Here is a 26,316-nt window from a genome sequence, read left to right on the forward strand (position 1 = left end):
GAACCAATTCGTAAATCATGAGGCACGAATCACTCCTCTTTCTACTTGAGCAGGAACAATCTCTAAGCAATCAAGTTTCGAACAACATTTAAAATCTTCCTCATAATCTCCTAGACTTGTCAATCTTTTGCCATGGGTTGCAGTTTTTAAACATTTTAAAATATCATTTTTCCAAAATTCCCAAAGTGCTAAAGCAGCCTGTAATTCGTCGTTAAGAATATTGACTTCATAATCATATTTTGCTTTCAAATATGAAGCCAAAGCACCAGCAGCTAAAGAATCCTCAAGTGAATAAGAGCCTTCCCAACCACTACCAAGTATTAAAACATTTTCACTTTTAAGTGAAATTATTTTTTCAGCAACTGCTCTTCTATTTGGAAGTCCCATAGCAAATAAATGATTTGCATCTTGAACTTTTTGCAACGATTTAGTTCCATTTGTCGTGCTCATAAATAGTCTTTTACCCTTTACAACTTTTTTTGTTACCGATAAAGGAGAATTGCCTAAGTCAAAGCCTTCAATTTTCTTTCCACCTCTCTCTCCAAGCATTAGTTTCTCATCAGCATTCCAGTTCATTGCAGATTTTTTCAACAAATCTAAATCTGCAAAAACTTGTATTGAATCAGCTCCATTTTTTAAAGCCCAAGAAATTGTGGTTGTAGCTCTAAGAACATCTATTACCACTGCAACATCGGGGCTTATTTCTGGAACTTCATTTGCAACGTGATAATAAGTAAGATTAATGGTCAAATACCTTTCTGAACTTATTATAGAAAACAGTTACTTACTTTGAATATTTTTTTTTAAAAACAAACTTATTGATAATATATATCTAATTTGTATTTATAAAAATTTATCGAGTATTAATTTAAAAATGAATAATATCCGCACAATAAAAGGTGGAGGTAATTTAAAAGGAAAAATAAAAGTACCTGGAGACAAGTCCATCTCACATAGAGCCTTAATAATCGGGAGTATTGCTCAGGGCGAAACTACTATTGAGGGTTTTTTACATTCTGAAGATCCACTTTCAACTGCTGATTGTCTTAGAAAATTAGGAGTAAATATTCCAAAAATAAAAAAAGATGAGCCTTTTACTATTTTAGGCTTGGGTCTTGATGGATTAAAAGAGCCAAAAGAAATTCTCAATTGTGGAAATTCGGGAACCACCATGAGGTTACTAATGGGGTTACTAGCCGGTCAAGATGGTAAAAATTTTATCTTAACAGGGGATGGTTCTCTCAATGAAAGGCCAATGAGGAGAGTGGGAAAACCATTATCTTTGATGGGCGGCAAAATTTTTGGTAGAGAATGCGGGAACAAAGCTCCAATCTCAATTAGTGGCAACAAACTTAAAGGATGTGTGCTAGGAACTCCAGTAGCTAGTGCTCAGGTAAAATCCGCGATATTATTAGCAGGACTCAAAGCTTCTGGAAACACTTCAGTTATTGAGCCAGTATCTTCAAGGGATCATACTGAAAGAATGTTGAAAGCATTTGGAGCAGATATAAGTATTAGAGGGGAATTTGGAAGAAATGTAGTAATCAAGTCAGGGACCGACTTAATTGGTCAGAGAGTATTAATCCCTGGAGATATAAGCTCTGCATCCTTCTGGATGATTGCTGCATCTATTGTTCCAAATTCAGAGGTATTAATTGAAAATATTGGATTAAATCCTACTAGAACAGGAATATTAAATGTAATGGATTCAATGGGCTGTAATTATGAGGTTTTAGATAAGTCAACAATTGCAGGAGAACCTATTGGATCTATCAAAGTAAAGACTGCAAATAACTTAAGGTCATTTACTATCGAAGGAGATGTACTTCCTAAACTTATAGATGAAATCCCTATCCTTACTGTGGCGGCTTGTTTTTGTGATGGAGTTTCTGAAATTAAGGATGCACAGGAATTAAGAGTTAAGGAAACTGACCGATTAAAAGTCATGACGAGACAGTTGCGAAAATTCGGTGCAGAAATATCAGAAAGAGAGGATGGCTTAATTATTAATGGACAATCAAAATTTAATGCTGCGGAGGTAGACAGTGAGACTGATCATCGAGTATCAATGAGTCTTGCTATCGCCTCACTCCTCGCAAAAGGCAACTCAAAGATAATAAGAGCAAATGCATCTAACGTTTCTTATCCTACTTTTTGGGAGGACCTTGCCAAACTAACTAACTAACTCAAAAAATTCTTTGTCTGAATTAATAGAAGTTTTAACAAAAGATGGCAGTTACTCTTTAAGAAGTGTCCTTTTTCAAGAGAATTTCCATAGCCTATTAGGAGCACTTGATGAAACAAAAATAAAGTTTACAGCCCCTTCTGAGTTGCAAAGATTCAAAGGTAAGTCGATTAATGTTTTGGATATATGTTTTGGTTTAGGGTATAATTCCGCTTCTTTATTCAACGAATTAATAAAACAAAAATCGTATTTAAATTGGTATGCCTTGGAGATAGATAATAAGCCTCTTGAATATGCGCTAACAAATAAATCTTTCAAGAAATTATGGACTCCAAAAGTTAAAACAATATTTGAATCATTGTACCGAAATAATTTCTATGAGGATCAATTTTTCAAATGTAGAATTTTGTGGGGTGATGCAAGAGAAAAAATTAATAAGATTCCTGCAGATTATAAATTCGATCTAATTTATTTAGATGGCTTTTCTCCTCAAAAATGTCCACAAGTTTGGACAATTGAATTTTTATCAAAGGTGACACAAAAACTTAATCCTCAGGGTTATTTAATAACTTATTCTTCTTCAGCCGCAGTAAGAAAGACATTAAGAAATCTTGGTTTAGAAATTTTTACTATTAAATCAGATTCTAATTTAAGAAATTTTTGGAGTCAGGGAACCGTAGCGATAGCAAAATTTGATAAAGCCAAGTTGAAACCTTTATTAAATTTCCAAAAGTTATCTCTAATGGAAGAGGAACATCTCCTAACTAAAGCTAGTGTTCCATATCGAGATCAAAATTTAAACTCAAGTAGAGAAGATATTATTAAGAAAAGATTAGATGAACAATTATTCTCAAATCTTTTATCAACAAAGAAATGGAGAGAAAAGTGGGGAATGACGAAGTCGGCCTTTAGGAGTTAAATTTAGATATATGTATTTCAAAAAATATGTTAAGTGTTGCGATATTGGCTGCAGGTAAGGGCACTAGGATGGAAAGCTCCTTGCCAAAGGTCTTACATAGAATTTCCGGGAAAACTCTTTTGCAGAGAGTAATTGATTCATGTATAGAGTTAAATCCTGATCAAATTTTTGTAATTACTGGACATAAATCAAAAGAAGTACGAGAGTCAATCCCAAACAATAAAAAAATCGATTTTATTATTCAAGATCCGCAATCAGGAACTGGTCATGCTATTCAGGTACTCTGTCGAGAAGTAAAAAAAAATAAAGGTAAACTTTTGGTGCTAAATGGAGATGTGCCGCTCATCAAGTCAAAGACTTTAAAAAAGCTTTTAAATTTCCATGATTCAAAAAATGCAGATGTTTCTTTAATAACAACTAATAAAATAAATCCTATTGGGTATGGCAGAGTTTTTTTAAATGGGGATTTTATAGAGAGAATTGTTGAAGAAAAAGATTGTAATAATCAAGAGCGACTAAATTCATTAATAAACGCAGGTATTTATTGTTTTAACTGGGAAAGCTTGTCAAAAATAATAGGTAATCTCAAGAGTAATAATAACCAGAAAGAAGTCTATTTAACTGATACAGTTGCTTTGCTAAAAAATTCCTTGAGCCTAGAGGTAGATGATAATGGAGAACTACAAGGGATTAATAATAGAATACAACTCTCACAATGCGAAGAAATTATTCAGAATGCAATTAAAGAAAAGCATATGCTGAATGGCGTAACTTTTATAAATAAAGCGAGTTGTTCAATTAGTGAAGAAGCCGAGATTGGCAAAGATGTAATCATAGAGGCTAATACTCACATAAGAGGAAGAACCAAAATTTTTAATAATTGCATTATTGGGCCAAATAGTTTTATTGAAAATTCTAATGTGGGATTACATTGTGAGATCTCAAATGCCACTGTTTATGATTCTCAGATAATGGATCATATAAAAATTGGTCCTTATAGTCACATAAGGCCTAAATCTAAAATATCCTCTCATAGCAAAATTGGTAATTTTGTTGAGATAAAAAATAGTGAACTAGAGGAAGAAACTAAAGTAAACCATCTAAGTTATATTGGCGATTCTATTATTGGAAGATCTACAAATATTGGAGCAGGAACTATTACTGCAAATTTTGATGGTCAAAAAAAATATCAAACAAAAATTGGCAAAAATTCTAGTATTGGAGCAAATACGGTTTTTGTCGCGCCTATTAATCTTGGGGAATCAGTAACAACGGGAGCTGGTTCAGTTATTACAAAAGACTCGAAGGATAATTCATTAGCGATATCAAGAACTAAACAAGTAAATATAGACAATTGGAAGAAAAAGAAACCTTGATTTAATGAATTAATTTAATAATTTTTTCAAGCTGCCAACATCTGCTCCCTTTTATAAGTATTGAATCACCTTTTTTTGTGAATTTGTTAATCTCTTTTGGGATATCTTTAATGTTGTGAAAAACTAAAAATTTTTTCTTCTTTTTTAGATAAGAAGTATAAAATCTTGCATTTTTTTTATCGCAAATAAATAGGCATTTCTCTATATCTGAATTATTTATCAAGTTAAATATTTCTGTATGATATTTTTCAGAATATATTCCTAATTCTTGCATACTGCCAAATATAAAAAAATGATTCCTTGGCTTTTCTAGGAGGTTTTCAATACATGCTTTTACTGATTCTGGAGAGGCATTGTATGACTCATCATATATTGTTGTTTTAACTGATTTAAGAATTTTATTCCTTCCTTCTAAACTTGCGAAATTAAACTTATTAAAACTTGCAAAATCAATCTTTAGCTCTTTTGCAACTGCATAAGCAAATAAAAAATTTAAAGCATTATGAAAGCCGTCAAATGAGATCTCAAAGGTATTTTCTTCTATTAAAATTGTTTTTTTCGATGGATTATAAAATCCTTGCAAATTATTATTTTTCTTAAAATTTTTATGAGGCTTTTCTATATTTAATAATTCTATTTTTATTAATCTACCTTTCCAGTATCTTTTTAAAGTTTCCTCTAGGAAAAAATCATCTGCAGGGATTATTACAACTCCATTTGGATTTAAAAACTTAGTAATTTCACTCTTCGCATAAGTAATATTTTCTTTAGAGCCTAATAATCCAATATGGGCCGTCCCAATATTAGTAATAACTGCGATATCGGGTTCACTATATTTAGACAAATTTTCGATCTCTCCAACCCCTCTCATACCCATCTCAAGGACCAAAACCTTATCTTCTATATCTGTTGCAAGGATAGTAAGACCAACCCCAATCTCATTATTGAAATTTAAATGGGATAGTTTAATTTTTCCAAGGTTCTTTAAAACTTCGCCAATCATCTCTTTTGTTGTTGTTTTACCAACTGAACCAGTTATTGCTACTACAGGAATATTTAGTTTTTTCCTTTTGAGCAATGTTAATTTTTGAAACGCCTCTAAAGTATCTTTTACAACCCAAAAAGGATAGTCAACTGGAAGTAATGTCTGCATCCCTTCTTTAATTACTACAGATTTAACTCCTTTTTTTAAAACTTCTTGAAGAAAACTATGTCCGTCAAAATTTTTACCTTTGATAGCTATAAAAAGATCATTTTTTAATATGGTTCTACTATCAATACTTATATTCTTAAAATTTAAAAAATCATTTTTAACATCACCCAGATTTTTAATATCGCCCAAAACATCGTTTAATTCTGATAAAGAAAGTTCCATTAAAAAATCAATTCATACTTTTTTTTAAAGATGGATCGGCTGATTGTCCGTAAGAGAACTTTTCAACTTCAGCAGCATCTGGCGATGGTTCCTTTATTCCGCAAACATCTTTATACATAATTTCGTATTCAAGAGCTGATCTTTGCCAACTAAACTCTTGGCTCATAGCTCTTTTTTGTAATAATTCCCAACTATCTTTGTGCCTGAAGGCCTCCCAAGACCTTACCAAAGAAGTGTAAAAATCTATAGGTTCAAAGCGATCAAAGCAAAAACCTGTACCAATATTATTTTCTGGGTCATGAGGCAAAACTGTATCTACTAAACCTCCAACTCGCCTAACTATTGGAATAGAGCCATACCTCATAGCAAGGAGTTGACTAATACCACAAGGTTCAAATCTACTTGGCATTAAGAATGCATCAGAACCACCATATATAAGCCTTGATAAAGAATCATCATATGTAAGGAATACTGAAAATCTTCCTGGGTAATCTAATGCCAATTGCCATAATCCCGACTCTAAATCTCTATCTCCAGTCCCTAAAACAGCTATTTGCGAATCTGTATATGATAAAAGTCTTCTTGAAACTTGTAAAAGTAAGTCAACTCCTTTCTGATCAACCAACCTACTAACCATACCTAAAAGATATTTTTTAGTATTAACTTCTAGCCCCATTTCTCTCTGAAGAATTTTCTTATTTTCTTTCCTATTTTCTAAATTCTTAAGACTAAATTTTGCAGGCAAGACTGGATCTTTTGCTGGATCCCATTCATCAAGATCTATACCATTAAGGATACCCCGTAATTTCCCTGATATGTAATTAAGTAATCCCTCAAGACTTTCTCCGTATTCATGGGTTTTAATTTCATCAGCATAAGTTGGAGAAACAGCATTTACTCTATCTGCGTACAACATTGCTGCAGCCATTGTATGGTCTCCATGCATATACCAAGGACACCAAGTCATTTTCTCAAGTTTCCATCTCCAGGGGCCTTGATATTTTAAATTATGAATTGTGAAAACAGTACTAATTTCAGGGTCCTGATGCATCCATACTGGAATCATTCCAGTGTGCCAATCATGGCAATGAAGAACTTGAGGTTTCCAACAATTCCAAGCAAATTCTGCAGTAGCACTAGCAAAAAATGTAAAACGCCAATCCTCATTCTCACCTCCATATATTTGGTCAGCATCAAATGTTGGATGACCAACTAGGTAAATAACATAATTATGTATTGGATGTTTTGCTTCATACACAGCAAAATCAGTCCCCATAGTATTTGTTCTGAAGACTGGTTCATTCGATACCTCCAAAAGACTCCATAATTTCCCATAGCCTGGAATTATAACCCTTACATTGTGGCCAAGTTTAATCAAAGATGGAGGTAACGAACCAACTACATCTCCCATACCTCCTACTTTGATCATTGGAGCACATTCGGCAGCGGCAAGAAGAATTCTCATTGATAGTTATTTTAAAAGTTCTATTAAAAGTCCCCTAGGGAGTCCACTTATAATCAGAGAAATCGGGTGGACGTTTTTCAAGAAAGGCATCTCTACCTTCTTGAGCTTCTTTAGTCGAATAAAATAATTTAGTTGTGTATCCAGATAATTCTTGAATACCCGCAATTCCATCATTTTCGGCATTGAATGAAGCTTTAAGAATACGAATAGCAGTTGGACTATTTCGTAAAATCTCTCTTGCCCAGATTACACCCTCAGCTTCTAATTCTTCAATCTTTGTTATTGCATTTATCAAGCCCATCTCTAAAGCTTCCTTAGAATTATATTTTCTACATAAAAACCAAATTTCTTTTGCTTTTCTTTGACCAACAAGTCTAGCGAGATAACTAGCTCCAAATCCCGCATCAAAGCTACCAACTCTGGGACCAGTTTGACCAAATATTGCATTTTCAGAGGCGATACTAAGATCACAAATTAAATGTAGTACCTGGCCTCCTCCGATTGCAAACCCAGGGACTAAGGCGATAACCACTTTAGGCAAACTTCTTATTAATCTTTGAAGTTCAAGTACATTTAACCTCTGCTTTCCCTCATCATTTTCATATCCATTATCACCTCTGACACTCTGATCACCTCCAGAGCAAAAAGAATAAATACCTTTCTTATCAGGACCCGCCCCTGTAAAAAGAACTACCCCAATAGTTTCATCATTTCTCACGACATTAAATGCACTTATAAGTTCATCTACAGTTTGTGGTCTAAAGGCATTCCTTTTTTCAGGTCGATTAATTGCGATTCTCGCAATTCCCTCATCTGATTTATGAAACAATATATCCTCGAAAGATTTATATTGTGACCAATTTAAAGTTGTTTCCCCAGGTAAGATTTTCATGATTTTTAATTATTCAAAGATAGAAAAAAATAAAATTTAAATACTAATTATTTTTTCTAGCAGAGCATTTTTTTCATTAATTTCATTTTCAGGATCAATATCAACTTTAATTATTACAGATTTACGAATAGAAATGCTCCATTCGAATGCCTCCCGTAATTTTTTAATATTTGTCACATTTTTAAATTTTACTTGATAACCCTCTGCGAGTTTTGGCCAGTTTATTTCTTTTGGCATAAGAAAAAGTTTTTTTAATTCATCTTCTTTTAAATTTTCTTTATAAATACGATTAAATATATTTCCGCCATTATTATTTATCAGAAGAATTGTTAAGTTCATGTTGATTGAATTTTCAATCAGCCAGCCGTTTATATCATAAATAAAAGCCAAATCTCCAGTCACAAGAAGCAGAGGATTTTTAATTCTAGAAATACCTAATGCAAGAGATAAAGTACCGTCTATGCCAGAAGCTCCCCTAAAGCTGAAACAATTTCTTGTTAAAGTACCATTCTCAGAAAATGTAAGCCAATCTCTAATCGGGCTACTCGCGGAGAGCATTATAGGATTTTCAGCTGGCCAAAGTTTTGGGACAAGATTTGCAAGCATATACTCAGTAATTTGAGTATCTTGAGTAATTTTCTCTTTTATGATTTTTTTAATCTTCTCGCCTTCCTTTATTAACTCTAGAGCCATCGGAGTAAGAGACTTTTTGTTTTTTTCGTTAATTGATAATTCTTTTAACAATAGATTAATGAAATTTGATAGCCCAAAATCATATTCAAATGATTTTTTTATAGGGTCCAATTTTCTATAGTTTTTTTCTTTTATAAGAATTTGTATCCCTTCGAAGTTTATTAAAAACCTCTTCAAATCAATTGAGGATGACATAGGGCCAAGCCTCAAAAGTTGATGACAATTTATAGAATTGCTATTTTTTCTTAAGATTAATTCCCAATTCACAACTAATCCTCTCAAATCAGAATAAACGCCTGAAACAGGATCAGCAAATACTGGCCAACCAGTAATTTCTTGTAATCGTTCTAAAGATTTATTGAAATAAGTTAAATCATTTATGGAACCTTGATAGGGACCTACCAAAATAATGCCAGATTCATCTAAATTTAAACTTTTTAAAATTTCTAAGAATTTGTTTTTATCCGACTTTATTTCAACTTCCTGAAATATATATTTTTTCTTTAAATAAATTCTCTCAAAAACCTCTAAAACATTTTTTTTATTCAAAAATGAAATACCTAAAGGCTTATCAATAGGAATATTTAAATGAATAGGACCTGGGAAAGTTGATATTTGTTTCTCAGTAATTCGAACTAAATTAAAGATTTCATTTTCCTGTGTTTCATGAAGTCCATTTAGATTTGTACTTAAAACCCTTCTGCATACTGAACTCAAAAAATCTTCTTGATTTACTGTTTGATTAGCGCCACAATCTTTTAATCTTAAGGGTCTATCGGCAGTAAGAAATATAATACCTTTACAAGATCGGTCTGCCTCAACTGCTGCTGGCAATAAGTTACATACGGCGGTCCCAGAAGTAGTAATAACTAAAGAAAGATTACCTGATGCAGCAGAAATCCCAAGAGAGTGGAATCCCGCAGATCTCTCATCTATTGAATTAAAAATATTCACCAGTCCTAATTTATTTAATTCTCCAGCAGCTATTGCTAAAGGTGCTGATCTACTACCAGGACATAATATTAAATTTTGAACTCCTATTTTTATAAGAAGATTCAAAAGTTGTAAACTTCTAAGAAAATTTTTGCATTCAATAGATGATGTCATAATTTATATAAATGCTTTGGGATTTTCTTTATAACTGAATTAAATAAAACATGTCTACAACTCAAGAAAAAAGAAATTCAATACTAAAGGATTTAAAAAATCTTTTAATCTGGATATCTATAGCTTTAATTATACGATGGCAGGTTATAGAGCCAAGATGGATCCCATCCGGTTCAATGCTTCCAACTCTTCAAATACAAGATAAGATTCTTGTTGAGAAAGTAACCCCCAAAATCACATCCAAATCAAATCTTTCAAAATTAAAAAATAAAATAGTTGTTTTTAACGTTCCGGAACAATTAATTAATGCTGGTTATGAAGCAGATACTGCTCTAATAAAAAGAGTAATTGGAATACCTGGAGACAAGATAGAAGTAAGAGATGGTAACCTTTACTTAAATGATATCGCTCAAAAAAATTACGATTTTGACAAAAATATTAATTATTCTATAGGGCCTTTTATTGTCCCAGAAGAGTCATTATGGGTGATGGGAGATAATAGGAATAACAGTATGGACTCGCATATTTGGGGATTTTTACCCTATAAAAAGGTTATTGGTAAAGCTATTTTTAGATATTGGCCGTTTAATAAAATTGGACCTATTCGGTTCCCTGCCCTTAATAATTTAGATTAATGGGTACGTGATGTTGTAAGGTTTTTATATCTTGAAGTTGTAGAAATGTTTAATCCAGAATTTCTTGCTACTGAAAATAATTATCCAAACGATGAGAATGATTTAATCCAATATTTACAAAAACAATCTCCAGAAGTTTTGCAAAGAGTAGCAAAATCAGCTAGTGAAGATATTCAAGAAATTATTAGACATAATGTTCAAGGTCTTCTTGGAATGCTTCCTTCAGATCAATTTGATGTAAAAATAACATCTTCAAAAGACAACATTGCTAATTTATTATCTTCTGCAATGATGACAGGATATTTTTTAAGACAAATGGAGCAGAGAAAAGAGCTGGAACAAACTCTTAAAAATGATGAAAACATGTCTATTGAATAATAATAGTTTTTAAAGATTTACTTCTTCAGGAATTATTCCTAGTTCAAACAACTTTTTATATAAACCCATCAAAAATTTATTATCCTCAGGAAGTTTATCCCACTTTTGGGAATTAATTTCGTTAATTAATTTTTGACAATCTTCTATTGTAAATTTTATAGGAGCCGTAAAATGAGCTGGAATTAAATATTCCATATCTTCAAGAGACTTTATATTTTCTAACCATTTAAGTAAAACTTCTTTTGAACGCGGAAAAATTAATTTTTGTAAAACTGGTGGAATTTGAATCTTAGGAGTATCTTTACCCATTATTTCAACAAGAGAAGATTCCCAATCTTCGTCCCATAAAAAGGGATAAATACCGAAATGAGATCTCCAATTTCTAAGATCTTTTTTAAATGAATACTTTAATATTTTTTTTAAAGGTGGAATATTTAATTTACCTGGTTTCAAAAAAGATGAAAATAAGACTAACCTTTTCCATCCTTTTTTTCTTTGTTCGATGGAGTCAATCAAAGGTTGATCTCCTCTCTCTCTAGAATGAAAAAGAAGTGGAGTTGGATCAAAATTAAATATCTCAGGTGGTGTGGAATCTATTCCAACTATTGCGTCTGTTACATGAAGAGTTTTCGTAGGATAATGGAAACAGCTTATCTCCTGATATCTTCCAAGTCCTAAATTCAGTGGGCCTAATGAAGACCATTTAAAGGAGTTTGTATGTGGAGTACCTTCCTCAAACAGTATTCTTGATCTTTTTGATGGAATTCCTAAAAAATCTAGTGGTAGATTTATAGGGAAACTCCATTGTCCAGGACAAAGCCAAATTTCTGCATCTTTCAGAATTCTTGAAAGAGCTGGCAGTCCGATTTTATGTTCTAGTCCAGAGGCACACGGAAGAATTATTGTTTTTACGTTTCCGTGAATCGCAATTAATTTTTCTAACTCATTTATTAATTCTTTTGTAGGTGGCAGTGGATTTATTAACATCAATCCATTATCAACCTTTATTACCGTCATTCTTATTGGAACCGCAACATAATAAAGTCCCTGTATTTGTTCCAAAGACCATATTTGATCAGGAATTAATTCTCTTAAAATTGTTTTCTTTTTTCCATAAGGATATAAGGGGAATAATGGCCACCAATTCCACTTTTGATTTAAAGTTTCTTCCACGACTATCATTTATACTCAGCAAATAATTTCTTTAACTTAAATATTCCGTATCTTGGAGCGAATAAAAAAGCAAATAAAAATATAAAAGTTTGTGCCAAGACAATTGATCCACCTGTTTCAAGATCAAACCAAAAACTAACATAGATTCCTATCAGGCTTGAGATAATTGCACTTAATACTGAAATTACTGTCATATTATCAAACTTATCCGTAAGTAAATATGCCGTAGCTCCTGGTGTAATCAACATTGCAACTACCAAAATAATTCCAACAGACTGCAAACCCACAACGGCTGCCAAAGATAAGCATGTGAGGAGTAAATAATGAAGAAAAAATACGTTAATCCCAACTGTTTTTGCATGCCTAGGATCAAAACAATAAAGCATTAAATCTTTTCTAAAAATTGATAAAAGGATTACTACCAATAAAGAAATGAATATAGTTTGTTTTACGTCTGAAAGTGATATTCCTAATGGACTACCAAAAAGAATAGAGTGCAGATCAATATTACTTTTAATCTTAGAAACTAATACGATTCCAAGAGCGAAAAATCCAGTAAATACCAACCCAATAACAGTATCTTCCTTAACTCTAGATTTCTGCTTAATAAACCCTATCAAGGCTACAGAACCAACTCCGAAAATAAATGCCCCTAGAGAGAAAGGAAGACCTAATGCATAAGCAACCACAACACCAGGCATTACCGAATGTGACACAGCATCTCCCATTAAAGCCCATCCTTTAAGAGTCAAATAACTTGATAGAAAACCACAAACAGCTGCAACTAATGAACTCATAAGAAGTGCTTTTCTCATAAAGTTATGAGTTAAAGGATCTGTTATGAATGAATCTAAAGTTAAAAAAGAACAGAGCTCCATATAATCTAAAATTTAGGATTCAGGTCCAAACAAAAAATCAGGTGAGATCCCTCCAAAAGTGGTTGTAATATTTTCAGGGGTAAACACTTCAGAGGTCTCGCCATAAGCTACAACAGTTTTATTTATTAAAATAACCAAATCACAAAATTCACGGACATGAATCATATCGTGCGTTGATAATAATATAGTTTTCCCCTCATTTTTAAATTGAATAAATAATTCCGAGATAAGTTTCTCAGTTCTTATATCAACACCTGAAAAAGGCTCATCAAGAAGTAATATTGACGCTCTTTGCGCAATTGCTCTAGCTAAAAAAGTTCGTTTTCTCTGACCTCCAGATAAGTTTCCAATAGGTGTAGATAAATGATCAGTAAGATCAACTCTCTCAATAGCATCTTTAACCGCCTGAACATCAGACTCTCTAGGACACCTAAAAATATTCATCGAACCATATCTTCCCATCATCACTACATCCCAAACACTTATTGGAAATTGACTATCAATTCCCTCATTCTGAGGAACATAAGCAATTGTCTGATCTTTTTGAGCTGATCTTACAGACTCTCCATTTATTCTAATTTTTCCCTTTGAAATATTTACAAAGCCAGTTAAAGCATTAAAAAAAGTTGTTTTACCAGCCCCGTTCATTCCTACTAACCCACAAATCTGACCAGGTTTCAATCTTAAATTGGCATCATACAAAGCCACCTTACCGTTGTAATCTACGCAAATATTCTCTGCATCAATCCTAAAGTTTTGATAATTGATTGATTCCATAATTCAAAAAAGCCCTTTTTTAATTAAATCCAAATTATGCTCAAGCATTTTTATATAGGAACTAGCAGGACCACTATCATCAGATAATGAATCAACAAAAAGATTTCCTCCAAAATTAGCCCCAGTTTCCTTTGCAACAACCATTTGAGATTCGTTACTTACAGTACTTTCGCAAAATACAGATGGGACATTTTTTTCTTTAATTAGTGAGATTGTTCTTGCCATTCTTTTTGGAGTAATTTGACTCTCAGCATTAACTGGCCACAAATAAACTTCCTCTAATCCATAATCATTAGTTAAATATGAAAAAGCACCTTCACAACTTACTAGATACCTCCTATCTTTATTTAAGTTATTAATAAAAAGAGAGAATTCTTTATCTAATTTAGAGAGTTTATCTTTATAAATTTTTCCATTTTCTTCAAAAAATGTTCTCTTGGATGGCCTCAATTCTGATAAAGAATCCACCAGAATATCTACGTATAGGATCCCTCTTTTTGGAGAAATCCAGGCATGAGGATTGGGTTTTCCTTTATAAAAATCTTCACTGATAAAAATAGGATCTAAATCTTCCGCGACAGTAATTCTTTTAACTTTTAAATTAGAAACAAATTTTTTAGCCCATAATTCAAATCCAAATCCATTATCAATAAAAACAAAAGCACTAGAGGCATTTACCAAATCGCTTGGAGTTGGTTGGTAACCATGAACTTCAACTCCAGGTTTCGTTATTGATCTAACAATAAAATCATCTTTAGCAACATTGCTAATTATGTCTGCTAAAACAGTGAAACTTGCCAGAATTACCTCTTTACTTTCATTTTTATTTGATATTCTCTTGCATGAGCCTGAAGCAAGAGAAAGTAGAAGTAACAAACTTAAAATAAGAATATTTTTTCTCATATTTAACTTTCATCCTTGGATTATCAACTAAAAGATAGTTTCATAAGTGGTTTTCTAAGATCAGAAATAAATCCTTGCCAATTTATTTTTTCTTTTTCAAAAGCTTTTTCAACAATTTTCTCAGAATTTTTCTTTATAAAATCCAAATCAGGTTCTTCTACACCTTTTGTTATTGCCATAAAATCAGCCAAAGAACTTGATACTACTCTTGTTAAATAAGCAGCACTGGCAGCCTGAAATGTTCCAAAAACAAGCCAATTTGGTCCATGTAATTTTGTTATGCCAATTAAAGTCTGTCCACTCCATTCAATAACTCCCTGAGCAATTGCAGTCTTTAAAATCTCTTTAGATACTTTATCTAAAATTTCAGGAGACCAATTACATCCCCATATAGACTTAATTTCTTTAATCATTAATGAATTTAGTACTGTCATTGCCATAACATCAATTGATGGGATAGGAGATAAGAAAACAGTTGTCGCGACAAGAATTTGATTTTTTCTTTGTATACCTTTTAACTGCATTCTTCTTATCCCTTCAATTTCAGCTTGCCAGACAACATGAAGTTCTTTCAAGAGTCTTTTTTTTGTATTTTCAATATTTTTAGATGAACTTATGAAAAACTTCCTTAACGAAAAAGGTATATTTGTTATCTCATTCTTATTCACATCAAAAGTAATAATTTTATTTATAAAGTCACTTGAAATTTGAGACTTTAGGTCTTCTATCTGATTTTTGGCTTCTATTTCGTTGGAAGTTAAAGCCACCAACCAGATTGGCATATTTTTAGGAAACTTTTCCAGCCACAAAAAATCATTTGCCGACAAAGGCAAGTTTATAAAATACAAGATTGCATCACTCTTCAAAGCTTCTTCTGGAATAACTTGAGAAGAATTGTATTTTGGCAGTTTTTCGTATAAATCAAAGTCAAACTTATCTGCTTTAAAATAACTTTTCAAAACAGACTGACAACTTTGATCATCTTTTTGTCCAATGCAACTTATTTTTTCTTTTTCACATCTATTAAGAGTAGATTCAAGTATTTTTTGTCTTTTTGAATTCTGTTTTTGTAATTTATTTGTTGCTTCAAGTTCTTCAAAAAAATTTAAATCTTCATTACATAGATTTATCCAACCATCTAAATTATTTGGCTCATTAAATTTAGGCTTATCATTCTTCAAGTAAAAATATCCCCCCAAACACAACGCAAAAAATCCTATTGAGCCTCCTGCAAAATGAATTAAGTCACTGACGAACCATTCCCCAAAACCTAAGAATAAAACAATAATAATAAGATTTTTTTTTGGAAACCTTATGAAATCCTTTAAAAGGTTGTCTTTACTAATATCAAACAAAATACTTTATTTTTCTAATTTTTATTTTAATGCAATTTGTGAATGAGAAAAGCAAAATTTCATAAGTCTTTAATCAAAAGATAAAAAATTAAGGCTTTTAACAAAGACTTATTGCATAACAAGATGCTAATTTAATAGACTATTTAAATAATTTAAGAAACATCAAGATGTCTAATTCAAATTTCAGCAATAATCCTGGACAAGAAAATTTCAGAGGTCGTTCTAACAATGAAAGATCTAATTTCAGAGATAGATCGAGCGGCAGAAGAGATGGAGGTGGATTCCGTATAAGATTGAGTGATAATGAAATGAAAGCTGTTAAATCAATACAAGATACCTTTCAATTGAGATCTACCGTTGCAGTTCTGGGTTTCTCTATTAGAACACTTAGCGAAATGATCAAAGACGAAAAATTGATTGAATCAATCACAGAATATGCAAAAAATAATAAAAACTCTTCTCCGAATAGACAATCACAAAATTCTTATGAAGAAAAGTCAAAAACAGCCCCTGACCCTTTTGCAAGACCTGTTAAAAGTACATCAACTGAAGAGATCCAATCTAGCGAAGTAGAAGAGGATGACAAATAAAAAAAGAATTCTTTCGGGAGTTCAACCAACTGGTGATTTACATATTGGGAATTGGCTTGGTGCAATAAATAATTGGGTTACGCTTCAAGAGCAATATGAAACATTTCTATGTGTAGTTGATTTGCACGCAATCACAGCTTCATATAACCCCAAAGAATTATCTCAGAACACTATCTCTACTGCAGCTTTGTACCTCGCTTGTGGGATAGATCCCAATATATGCTCAATTTTTGTCCAAAGTCAGATTTCTGCACATTCAGAACTTTGTTGGATATTAAATTGCATGACCCCAATAAATTGGATGGAAAGAATGATTCAATTCAAAGAAAAATCCATAAAACAGGGAAATAATGTATCTATTGGATTGTTTGACTATCCTATCCTGATGGCTGCAGACATTCTTCTATATGAAGCTGACTTTGTACCAGTAGGTGAGGATCAAAAACAACATCTTGAACTTGCCAGAGATATTGCACAACAAAGAATTAATGCCAGATTTAGTAAGGATAAAAATATTTTAAAAATCCCTCAACCAATAATCATGAAGAATGGATCAAAAATAATGAGTTTAATTGATGGTTCAAAAAAAATGAGCAAAAGTGATCCTAATGAAGGCAGTCGTATTAACTTATTAGATACTCCTGAAATAATTACGAAAAAAATAAAAAGAGCAAAAAGTGACAGTTCTATTGGAATTGAATTTAACAACCCTGAGAGACCAGAATCTAAAAATTTTTTGATGATTTATTCAATATTATCTGGCAAAGAAATTTCTCAATGTGAAAATGATTTCTCAGAAACTGGATGGGGGACATTTAAAAAATTAATTACAGAAAAACTTATTGAATCACTAGAACCTATTCAAAAAAAATATAAATTATTAATTAATGATCCCTATCAATTAAATAAAATCCTTAATGAAGGGAAGGAAAAAGCTGAAGATTTAGCAAATCAGACTTTAAAAAGAGTTAAATCAAAATTGGGATTCTTCGAAATGGAGAAATAAATTATGCCAATAATTACCTTACCTGATGGCTCAAAAAAGGTTTTCGAAAAATCTGTAACTATTCTAGAAATTGCCCAGAGTATAGGTGCTGGATTAGCTAAAGCAACAATTGCTGGGAAAGTAAATGATATTCTTCTTGATGCAACTATTCCTATAAATAGTGATTCTAGAGTTGTAATCATCACATCAAAAGATAAAGAAGGAATTGAAATAATAAGACATTCCTTTGCTCATCTTATTGGTCATGCAGTTAAACAAATTTACCCTAATATTAAAATGGCGATTGGGCCTGTAATTGAAGATGGTTTTTATTACGATATTTTTTCTGAATATAGATTTACTCCTGAAGATTTAATAAAAATCGAAAATAGAATTAATAAATTAATAAAAACAAACTATGACGTTGAAATTTTACAAGTTTCTAAAGAAGAGGCAATTAAAACTTTTAAAGAAAGAGATGAGACTTTTAAATTACGAATAATTGAAGAAATTCCTGAAGAAGGTCTCATCAATTTATACAAACACGAAGAATATATCGACATGTGTAGAGGGCCTCACGTACCCAATACTAGACATTTGAGACACTTTAAATTACTCAAATTATCAGGTTCATACTGGAGAGGTAATAGTGAGAATGAATCATTACAGAGAATATATGGAACTGCATGGGCAAAAGAAAAACAACTCAATGACTACTTAAAAAGAATTGAAGAGGCGGAAAAAAGGGATCATAGAAAACTTGGTAAAAAACATTCACTATTTCATATACAAGAAGAATCTCCAGGAATGATTTTTTGGCATCCAAATGGATGGAAAATCTACCAAGTACTCGAAAAATACATTAGAGAAATACTTAAAAAAAATGATTATTTAGAAATCAAAACCCCACAAGCTGTTGATAAATCTCTTTGGGAAAAATCCGGTCATTGGGAAAAATTTAGAGACGATATGTTCACTACTGCATCAGAAAATAGAACTTATGCAATTAAACCAATGAATTGTCCATGCCATATTCAAGTATTTAATCAAGGTTTAAAAAGTTATAAAGATTTACCTATTCGTCTTGCTGAATTTGGTTCTTGTCACAGAAATGAACCCTCTGGTGCATTACACGGCTTAATGAGAGTAAGAAACTTTACTCAAGATGATGCACACATATTCTGCACAGAAGAGCAAATTCAAGAAGAGGTATCAACTTTTATAGATCTTGTTTTCGAGGTTTATAAAACTTTTGGATTTGATGAAATCATTATCAAATTATCAACCCGTCCTGAAAAAAGGGTAGGTAGTGAGGAGATTTGGGATAAATCAGAGGAGGCTCTTACCAAAGCTCTCGATAATAAGAAACTAAAATGGGAACTCCAACCAGGGGAAGGTGCTTTTTATGGTCCAAAAATAGAATTCTCGTTAAAAGATTGTCTTAATAGAGTCTGGCAATGCGGAACTATTCAGGTTGATTTCTCAATGCCTATTAGATTGGATGCAACTTATGTAGATATTGATAATGAGAAAAGAAATCCAGTAATGCTACATAGAGCAATTTTAGGATCTTTTGAAAGATTTATTGGAATTTTAATTGAACAATACGAAGCTAAATTCCCAATCTGGCTTGCACCTTACCAAATAATTTTGTTGAGTATTACAGATAGAAATAATGAAAAATGTTTAGAATTAAATCATTTGATAAATTTCAAAGGGTATCGATCAAAAGTTGATATTAGAAATGAAAAAATAGGATATAAAATTAGGGAGGCAACTCTGAGTAGAATTCCTCTAATTGCAGTTATTGGAGATAAAGAAGAAGAAATTGATTCAGTCGCCTTAAGAGCTTTGGATGGAACAAATTTAGGAATTTTCAATTTACCTACTCTATACAAATTAATGGATGAATTAATAGAAAAAAAAGGGAGAACAGAATGATTTTAAATAGATGAATTTTCTCGCATGTGATCTAGGAGGTACGAAGGTTCTATTGGGAATTTACAAAAAAGATGTAAATCATGATTCTCCCAGCTTAATATTAAAAAAGAAATATATATCCTCTGATTGGGATTCATTTGAACTAATCCTGGAAGATTTTCTCAAAAATGAATGCAAAAATGTTACTCATCCTTCTTCTGCCTGTTTCGCAGTAGCTGGTCCTTTATCTAAAAACAATGCAAAAATAATAAACTTGTCATGGAATATTTCTGAAAATGTATTACAGAACAAATTTAATATTAAAAGCTGCGAGCTGATAAATGATTTTGCAGTGCAAATTTATGGAATACCTTATTTAAAAAAAAATCAATATTATATTATCCAAAATGGGGGGCATTCTGAAAGTGCTAATAATGATTTGCATGCCATTGTTGGAGCGGGTACTGGTTTGGGCATTGCAAGAGGCCTAATATCAGGAAGAAAGGTAAAAGTTTTAGCTAGTGAAGGTGGTCATGTTGAATACTCGCCAAAGTCAAAATTAGAATGGGAATTAAAAATTTGGCTTAAGAATCACCTAAAAGTTGAGAGGATATCTTGTGAAAGAATTGTTAGCGGTACTGGTTTATCAAGAATTGCCGAATGGAGACTAAGCAAACCTGATGCCCAAAACCATCCTTTACAAAAATATTTAAAAGAAATTAAAATTTCTGATGCTGCAAGAAAAGAACTTCCTCAAAAAATTTGCAATCTTTCTGAAGAAGGGGATAAGCTAATGATCGAAGTTGAGAGGATTTGGTTAGGAGCTTATGCATCTTTATTGGGAGATGTTGCACTTCAAGAATTGTGCTTTGGCGGGTTATGGATCTCCGGAGGAACCGCATCAAAACATTTCAAAAAATTTAAATCAGATTTATTTATGAAACAATTTTTCGACAAGGGAAGATTAAAAGATATTCTTAAAACAATACCTATGAAAGTAATTTTAGATGAAGAGTTTGGACTTTTTAGCGCAGCCTGCAGAGCCAAAATGCTTTTAAAAACTTAGTGACAAGAAATGTCTATTCCTGAAGTAGGAAAAAAAATAAGGGTAACAGTACCTTCCACAACTGCCAATTTAGGGCCTGGATTCGACTGTCTTGGTGCAGCTTTAGATTTGTATAATGAATTTATTTTTACAAGAATTGAAGGTGGTGGAGATAGATTTGATTTGATAATGGAAAGTACCGATGGTAATCATTTAAGAGGAGGGCCAGAAAACTTAGTTTTTAGAGCGGCTCAGAAAGTATGGGAGGCCGCGAATATGGAACCATTTGCACTTGAAGCAAGAGTTAAGTTGGCCGTTCCACCTGCACGAGGGCTAGGAAGTAGTGCTACAGCGATAGTCGCTGGACTAATTGGAGCAAATGCGATAATGGACTCACCACTCAGCAAAGAAAAGCTCCTAGAACTTGCCATTGATATAGAAGGTCATCCTGATAATGTAGTACCCTCTCTCTTAGGGGGGCTTTGCTTGACAGCCCGTTCTTCTTCTCAAAGATGGAGGATCATAAGGTGTGATTGGCACGATTCCATTAAAGCTGTCGTAGCAATACCTGCGATTCGTTTAAGCACAAGTGATGCGAGGAAAGTAATGCCTAAGAATGTACCAATATCCGATGCGGTAACAAATATGGGGGCACTTACTTTATTATTAAATGGCTTAAAAGCAGGAAATGATGAATTAATAAAAGAGGGAATGTTTGATAAATTACACGAACCATACCGATGGAAACTTATTAAAGGGGGACTGGAAGTCAAAGATGCAGCATTAAAAGCAGGTGCTTTGGGGTGCGCGATTAGTGGTGCAGGACCAAGTATCTTAGCATTATGTCAAAAGGAAAATGGCAAAATAGTAAGTCAAGCGATGGTAAAAGCATGGGAGAAATTAGGTGTGGCAAGTAGAGCTCCATTTTTAAACCTCCAAAGAACAGGTAGCCTATTCAATACTATCTCTGGTAAGTAGTTTTACTTAGGTATTTTTAATGTTATAGTCTCAAGCTAGTACAACTTCAACTAGAATAAATAAATTATTCATTACATAAATGAATTTAGAATCTTTTCCTTGGCTATCATCTATAGTTTTATTACCTTTAATTGGGGCATTAATAATGCCCTTCTTGAGTTCTGAGGAAGGGGAAGATAACACACTCCCGAGGAATATCTCATTAAGTTTTTTATTTATAGATTTTTTGCTAATCATAAGCGTTTTTTTACAGAAATTTGACACTTCAAATAGCGCCTTGCAACTTGTAGAAAGAGCTACTTGGTTGCCCTCCATAGGTTTAGAGTGGTCTCTAGGTGTAGATGGATTATCTGCTCCTCTAGTTGCTTTAAGTGGGTTGATTACATTTTTATCAGCTGCTACAAGTTGGAAAATTAAAAAAAAATCTAATTTATATTTTGCTCTTCTATTAGTTCAAGCATCCGCGCAAGCACTTGTTTTCCTCTCTCAAGACTTCCTATTATTTTTCTTAGCATGGGAACTGGAGTTGGTTCCGGTTTATCTTCTTATCGCTATTTGGGGAGGAAAAAAGAAATTATATGCAGCCACAAAATTTATTCTTTATACGGCTCTAGCTTCCTTACTAATACTAATAAGTGGTTTAGCAATTGCATTAAGTGGTGATAATTTCACTTTAAATATTACTGACTTAACCAATAAACATGTAACGGGAAGTCTAGCATTACTATCTTATCTTGGATTTTTAGTAGGTTTTGGAGTGAAACTACCTATTTTCCCACTACATACTTGGTTGCCAGATGCACATGGAGAAGCTAATGCACCAGTTTCAATGTTACTTGCAGGAATACTTTTAAAAATGGGAGGCTACGCACTCTTAAGATTTAACGTTCAAATATTACCCGAAGTACATCTGCAAATAGCACCAGCATTAATTATTCTTGGAATTATTAATATAATTTACGGAGCCCTAAATGCATTCGCCCAAGATAATGTCAAAAGGAGAATTGCTTGTAGCTCAGTGAGTCATATGGGTTTCGTTCTCTTAGGTATTGGAGCGGTAGATGCTTTAGGGATAAGCGGAGCTATGCTCCAAATGATCAGTCACGGACTTATTGCAGCCGCAATGTTTTTCGTTACAGGATCATTCTATGAAAGAACTAATACTCTATCAATTCCCAATATGGGTGGTTTAGCCAAGGTCTTGCCAATAACTTTTGCTTTTTTCTTAGCAAGCTCACTTGCTTCTCTAGCATTACCAGGCATGAGCGGTTTCATAAGCGAAATAACTATATTTCTAGGAATTACTAGCCAAGAGGGATTCAGCTCTCTCTTTAGATCAATCACAATTCTTATAGCAGCCATCGGTCTAGTCCTAACACCAATTTACCTACTATCAATGTGTAGAAGAGTATTTTTTGGGCCTAGAATTCCCGCACTAGCAACAGTCAAAGAAATGAATGGCAGAGAATTGACAATTGGTTTCAGTTTATTGTTGCCTACTTTAGTAATAGGTTTCTGGCCAAAAGTTGCAATTAATTTATATGAATCTTCAACAAATGCTCTCAGTCAACAGCTAACGTTAGCTAAATTAGTGGGAATAATTTCATACATTAGTTAGATTATTAGCTTTAATAAATGGAAACCTCAATTTTTCAATACGGAGAATTACCGGATTTTAAAAAATTCACTCCAGAAAATATTAGTCAACAATTTCCAGTAGTGCTAGAAAAAATAGCCGAAGATTTTAAAAACATAGAGAAAAATTTATCTAATTATTTAATTCAAAATGATTTAAATTGGGATAAAGTAATAAATCCTCTAAATGAAGTCAATGAAATTCTTAGATGGAGTTGGGGAGTAATAAGTCACCTAAATGCTGTAAATAATTCTGAAAGTCTTAGAGATATTTATTCAAAATTTCTTCCCGAGATTATTAGTTTGAGTAACAAATTTGGACAAAGTAAAATAATTTACACTTCTCTAGTCAAGCTTAAAGAGATAAATAATTTTGATCAAATCAAAAATAGAATTTTAGATAAAGAAATACTTGAGATGCAACATAGGGGCATTTCACTACAAAAAAATGAGCAAGAAGAATTCAATAACATTTCAGAAAAACTTGGAAAGTTATCAGCAGACTTTAGTAACAATGTTCTTGATGCCACTAATAAATGGTTTTTAATATTAAATAAAAAATCTGAAATCGATGGTCTTCCTGAACGAGTACTTGAATTGATGGCAATTTCCGCTCACAATCACTTAAAGAAAGACGGCGACGTTAACCTTAAAAATGGGCCTTGGAAATTAAGTCTAGATATTCCAACTTATACTTCTTTTATGACATATGCCAACGACCGTAACCTTAGAGAAAAACTTTATAAGGCATTCGTTGGCAGGGCCTCCCAAGGAGAAAAAAATAATACTCAAATTATTGAAAAGATATTAACTCTTAGAACTAAACAGGCTAATCTTCTCGGTTATAAAAGTTGGGCAGAACTAAGTTTGTCAACGAAAATGGCGAAAGAAATTAAAAATGTTGAAAACCTTTTAGAAGAATTGAGAGAACCAGCATTCAAAACCGCAAAAATTGAATTAGAAACGCTTGATAAGTTTTCTAAAGCTATGGGGTTTCCAAAATCGCAAAATATTGAGCCATGGGATATTAGTTATTGGTCTGAAATTCTTAGAAAGGAAAAGCTAAATTTAGATCAAGAGTCTTTGAGACCTTGGTTCCCACTAAATGATGTTTTGAAAGGTTTATTTAAATTAAGCGAAAAGCTCTTTGAAATTAAAGTAGTTGAGGCAACCGATGAAGCACCTTTGTGGAATGATGACGTTTTATTTTTTAATATCCTCAATAAAGAAGATAACAGAATAGCATCCTTTTACCTAGATCCATATTCTCGTCCAGAATCAAAGAGAGGAGGGGCCTGGATGGATGAATGCTTAAATAAAAATAATGTTGGCAAAAAGACCCTTCCGGTAGCTTATCTTGTTTGTAATCAGACACCACCATCAAAAGATAAACCTAGTTTGATGAGTTTTGAAGAAGTTCAGACTCTGTTCCATGAATTTGGTCATGGTCTTCAACACATGCTTACCACTGTAAATCTTCCTCAAGCAGCTGGAATCAATAATGTTGAATGGGATGCAGTCGAACTCCCAAGTCAATTTATGGAAAACTGGTGCTTCCATAAAAAAACACTCTTGAATATTGCTAAGCACTATAAAACAGGAGAAAAATTATCCGATGAAAATTTTGAAAAGCTCGTAAAGAATAGAACTTTCAATTGTGGTATGGCTACACTTAGACAATTGCATTTTGCAATTACAGACCTCAGATTACACAGTAGTTTTAAAAAGAACGATGGTAAAACAGCAGATGAAATAAGAAGAGAAATTGCGAAACAAACTACTGTTATTGCACCAATTCAAGAGGATCAATTTCTCTGTTGTTTTAGTCATATATTTGCAGGGGGATATTCTGCAGGATATTACTCCTATAAATGGGCTGAGGTTCTTAGTGCTGATGCTTTTTCTATGTTCGAAGAAGCTGATCTAGATAACTCTGAAGATTTAAGGTTCATAGGGAAGAAATTTAAAGATACAATCCTTAGCTTGGGTGGAAGCTTACCTCCATTAGAAATATTCAAACTATTCAGGGGAAGAGAGCCACGAACAGATTCCTTAATAAGACACTTGGGACTATCTAGAGCTACATAATAATTTCATTGATTATTTTGTCAACCACAGATTTATTTCTTACGAGATTTCTATGTTTATATACTTTTACTGATATTTTTTTTCCTATATTTAAATTTGTCCACCAGCCAGGGAAAACCATTAGATCCCAATAAGTAAAGAAATTTATACACTCGATATCATCAAGAAAAAAATCATTTTTCGCAAGTTCTCTCAAAAACTTACTATTTATTTTCATTTCAGATATTCCTCTTAAAGGATATTTAGGTACTAATTGAGCCATTAATGTTCCTTTGTGAGGGGAACCTATAGATATTAATCTTCTTGTTCTTTTATATCCTTTGAATTTTTGAAGCCAATACCTACCAATTATTCCTCCCATAGAGAATCCTAAAATGTCTATTTCTTTTTCTAAGCCGTATTTCTCTAAAATTAATTCGTTTAATATATTTGTTAAATCAATAATTGAGGACATTCCATATGAATGATTAAGAGTTGGGGCAAAATATTCAATTCCAATTTCATCAAGTTTTGAGGTAATAGAAGAAAAAATACTCGAATTATTCCAAAGACCATGAATCAATATAATGGGATTTCTTTTTTCCAAGACTTTCACTTTTTCTCAAGAATTCTTACTATTGACACCTTCCCATCAAAGCCAGTAATTGGAGGATTACATTTTTGCAAAATTATTTTAATTTTAGAAAGCTGAAATTCTTTATCAATAATTTCTAATATTGCGTTCGAGTATTTTTCGATTGTGAAACAATATATTTTCTTTGATTGATCTTTTAATATTTCAACTAATTTTGAATAGTTAACTGTTTCTTTTAAATCATCATTTAAAGTACACTTTTCGAAATCAGTCCACAAATATATATCCAAACTAAATAATTGTCCTAATTGCCTTTCTTCATCAAGAACACCTACTCTAGCCCAGAGTTTAATATCCTCTATTTTTAAAAATGTTTCCATCTTCAAAAAA

Annotated in this window: 24 protein-coding genes; 12 read left to right on the plus strand and 12 right to left on the minus strand. The window is 32.5% G+C overall.

The genetic code is table 11. The features are described 5' to 3' along the window. Window positions 1-15: 15 nt before the first annotated feature. Entirely contained in the window at window positions 16-744 is a 729-nt protein-coding gene (locus tag EU92_RS05485; RefSeq protein ID WP_032513709.1) for a 2-phosphosulfolactate phosphatase family protein, read from the minus strand. A 130-nt stretch (window positions 745-874) separates the two neighbouring features. Between EU92_RS05485 and aroA the strand changes: the two genes are divergently transcribed. Genes aroA through glmU form a run of 3 tightly spaced genes read left to right on the plus strand, consistent with a single transcriptional unit; the run spans window position 875 to window position 4,480 of the window. Further along, the gene (gene aroA, locus EU92_RS05480; RefSeq protein WP_032513638.1) at window positions 875-2,185 is read left to right on the plus strand and encodes a 3-phosphoshikimate 1-carboxyvinyltransferase; all 1,311 of its coding nucleotides are present in this window, start codon (window positions 875-877) and stop codon (window positions 2,183-2,185) included. 13 nt (window positions 2,186-2,198) lie between these two features. Further along, window positions 2,199-3,104, plus strand: coding sequence for a tRNA (5-methylaminomethyl-2-thiouridine)(34)-methyltransferase MnmD (locus tag EU92_RS05475; RefSeq protein ID WP_032513637.1), 906 nt, complete (start codon window positions 2,199-2,201; stop codon window positions 3,102-3,104). 26 nt (window positions 3,105-3,130) lie between these two features. Then, the gene (gene glmU, locus EU92_RS05470; RefSeq protein WP_032513636.1) at window positions 3,131-4,480 is read left to right on the plus strand and encodes a bifunctional UDP-N-acetylglucosamine diphosphorylase/glucosamine-1-phosphate N-acetyltransferase GlmU; all 1,350 of its coding nucleotides are present in this window, start codon (window positions 3,131-3,133) and stop codon (window positions 4,478-4,480) included. Between the two features lies 1 nt (window position 4,481). Here glmU and EU92_RS05465 read toward each other — a convergent pair whose 3' ends face one another. From EU92_RS05465 to menD, 4 genes are read right to left on the minus strand one after another with little or no spacing between them, the layout of a single operon-like run. Continuing rightward, window positions 4,482-5,855 carry a UDP-N-acetylmuramoyl-tripeptide--D-alanyl-D-alanine ligase gene (locus tag EU92_RS05465; RefSeq protein ID WP_032523542.1) on the minus strand — a complete coding sequence of 458 codons (1,374 nt, stop codon included), beginning with the start codon at window positions 5,853-5,855 and terminating at the stop codon, window positions 4,482-4,484. Between the two features lie 7 nt (window positions 5,856-5,862). Continuing rightward, on the minus strand, window positions 5,863-7,320 hold the full coding sequence (gene glgA / locus EU92_RS05460; RefSeq protein ID WP_032513634.1) for a glycogen synthase GlgA: 1,458 nt from the start codon (window positions 7,318-7,320) through the stop codon (window positions 5,863-5,865). 34 nt (window positions 7,321-7,354) lie between these two features. After that, window positions 7,355-8,212 (minus strand): 1,4-dihydroxy-2-naphthoyl-CoA synthase, encoded by an 858-nt coding sequence (gene menB, locus EU92_RS05455; RefSeq protein ID WP_032513633.1) that lies wholly within the window; start codon window positions 8,210-8,212, stop codon window positions 7,355-7,357. A 36-nt stretch (window positions 8,213-8,248) separates the two neighbouring features. Further along, window positions 8,249-10,012 (minus strand): 2-succinyl-5-enolpyruvyl-6-hydroxy-3-cyclohexene-1-carboxylic-acid synthase, encoded by a 1,764-nt coding sequence (gene menD, locus EU92_RS05450; RefSeq protein ID WP_032513632.1) that lies wholly within the window; start codon window positions 10,010-10,012, stop codon window positions 8,249-8,251. Between the two features lie 50 nt (window positions 10,013-10,062). Between menD and lepB the strand changes: the two genes are divergently transcribed. Continuing rightward, entirely contained in the window at window positions 10,063-10,647 is a 585-nt protein-coding gene (lepB, locus tag EU92_RS05445) for a signal peptidase I (RefSeq protein WP_032513631.1), read from the plus strand. 45 nt (window positions 10,648-10,692) lie between these two features. Beyond that, complete coding sequence (locus EU92_RS05440) at window positions 10,693-11,025, plus strand: DUF760 domain-containing protein (RefSeq protein ID WP_032513629.1); 333 nt, start codon at window positions 10,693-10,695, stop codon at window positions 11,023-11,025. A 9-nt stretch (window positions 11,026-11,034) separates the two neighbouring features. Here the strand turns inward: EU92_RS05440 and EU92_RS05435 are convergent, their stop codons facing one another. Genes EU92_RS05435 through EU92_RS05415 form a run of 5 tightly spaced genes read right to left on the minus strand, consistent with a single transcriptional unit; the run spans window position 11,035 to window position 16,111 of the window. Next, window positions 11,035-12,207 carry a DUF4336 domain-containing protein gene (locus EU92_RS05435; protein ID WP_032513628.1) on the minus strand — a complete coding sequence of 391 codons (1,173 nt, stop codon included), beginning with the start codon at window positions 12,205-12,207 and terminating at the stop codon, window positions 11,035-11,037. Beyond that, entirely contained in the window at window positions 12,204-13,076 is an 873-nt protein-coding gene (locus EU92_RS05430; RefSeq protein WP_032513627.1) for a metal ABC transporter permease, read from the minus strand. The genes EU92_RS05435 and EU92_RS05430 overlap by 4 nt, the downstream gene beginning before the upstream one ends. Before the next feature lie 12 nt (window positions 13,077-13,088). Then, a complete protein-coding gene (locus EU92_RS05425) occupies window positions 13,089-13,853 on the minus strand; it encodes a metal ABC transporter ATP-binding protein (protein ID WP_032513626.1) in 765 nt (254 codons plus the stop codon). 3 nt (window positions 13,854-13,856) lie between these two features. Beyond that, a complete protein-coding gene (locus EU92_RS05420) occupies window positions 13,857-14,756 on the minus strand; it encodes a metal ABC transporter substrate-binding protein (RefSeq protein ID WP_032523544.1) in 900 nt (299 codons plus the stop codon). 23 nt (window positions 14,757-14,779) lie between these two features. After that, window positions 14,780-16,111, minus strand: coding sequence for a YcjF family protein (locus EU92_RS05415; RefSeq protein ID WP_032513624.1), 1,332 nt, complete (start codon window positions 16,109-16,111; stop codon window positions 14,780-14,782). Window positions 16,112-16,278: 167 nt separating this feature from the next. Here EU92_RS05415 and EU92_RS05410 point away from each other — a divergent pair, with 167 nt between their 5' ends. From EU92_RS05410 to EU92_RS05380, 7 genes are all read left to right on the plus strand, one after another. Beyond that, window positions 16,279-16,701, plus strand: a complete 423-nt coding sequence (locus EU92_RS05410) for a hypothetical protein (protein WP_032513623.1) — start codon at window positions 16,279-16,281, stop codon at window positions 16,699-16,701. Next, window positions 16,691-17,707 carry a tryptophan--tRNA ligase gene (gene trpS / locus EU92_RS05405; RefSeq protein ID WP_032513622.1) on the plus strand — a complete coding sequence of 339 codons (1,017 nt, stop codon included), beginning with the start codon at window positions 16,691-16,693 and terminating at the stop codon, window positions 17,705-17,707. The genes EU92_RS05410 and trpS overlap by 11 nt, the downstream gene beginning before the upstream one ends. A 3-nt stretch (window positions 17,708-17,710) precedes the next feature. Then, window positions 17,711-19,627: a threonine--tRNA ligase gene (thrS, locus tag EU92_RS05400; protein ID WP_032513621.1), complete on the plus strand. Its 1,917-nt coding sequence runs from the start codon at window positions 17,711-17,713 to the stop codon at window positions 19,625-19,627. Window positions 19,628-19,637: 10 nt separating this feature from the next. Then, a complete protein-coding gene (locus tag EU92_RS05395) occupies window positions 19,638-20,672 on the plus strand; it encodes a glucokinase (protein ID WP_032513620.1) in 1,035 nt (344 codons plus the stop codon). 9 nt (window positions 20,673-20,681) lie between these two features. Continuing rightward, complete coding sequence (gene thrB, locus EU92_RS05390; protein WP_032513824.1) at window positions 20,682-21,629, plus strand: homoserine kinase; 948 nt, start codon at window positions 20,682-20,684, stop codon at window positions 21,627-21,629. 79 nt (window positions 21,630-21,708) lie between these two features. After that, window positions 21,709-23,247 carry an NAD(P)H-quinone oxidoreductase subunit 4 gene (locus EU92_RS05385; RefSeq protein WP_032513825.1) on the plus strand — a complete coding sequence of 513 codons (1,539 nt, stop codon included), beginning with the start codon at window positions 21,709-21,711 and terminating at the stop codon, window positions 23,245-23,247. Between the two features lie 17 nt (window positions 23,248-23,264). Then, complete coding sequence (locus tag EU92_RS05380; RefSeq protein ID WP_032513826.1) at window positions 23,265-25,352, plus strand: M3 family metallopeptidase; 2,088 nt, start codon at window positions 23,265-23,267, stop codon at window positions 25,350-25,352. On the opposite strand, the gene EU92_RS05375 is transcribed toward EU92_RS05380, so the two are convergent. Together EU92_RS05375 and folB are read right to left on the minus strand one after the other, a co-directional pair. Continuing rightward, complete coding sequence (locus tag EU92_RS05375; protein ID WP_032513969.1) at window positions 25,345-25,938, minus strand: esterase/lipase family protein; 594 nt, start codon at window positions 25,936-25,938, stop codon at window positions 25,345-25,347. The two genes, EU92_RS05380 and EU92_RS05375, sit on opposite strands and share 8 nt — an antisense overlap. Window positions 25,939-25,943: 5 nt before the next feature. Further along, window positions 25,944-26,306 (minus strand): dihydroneopterin aldolase, encoded by a 363-nt coding sequence (gene folB, locus EU92_RS05370; protein WP_032513827.1) that lies wholly within the window; start codon window positions 26,304-26,306, stop codon window positions 25,944-25,946. Window positions 26,307-26,316: the final 10 nt, after the last annotated feature.

The organism is Prochlorococcus marinus str. MIT 9107, from assembly GCF_000759855.1.
Classification (GTDB): domain Bacteria; phylum Cyanobacteriota; class Cyanobacteriia; order PCC-6307; family Cyanobiaceae; genus Prochlorococcus_A; species Prochlorococcus_A marinus_N.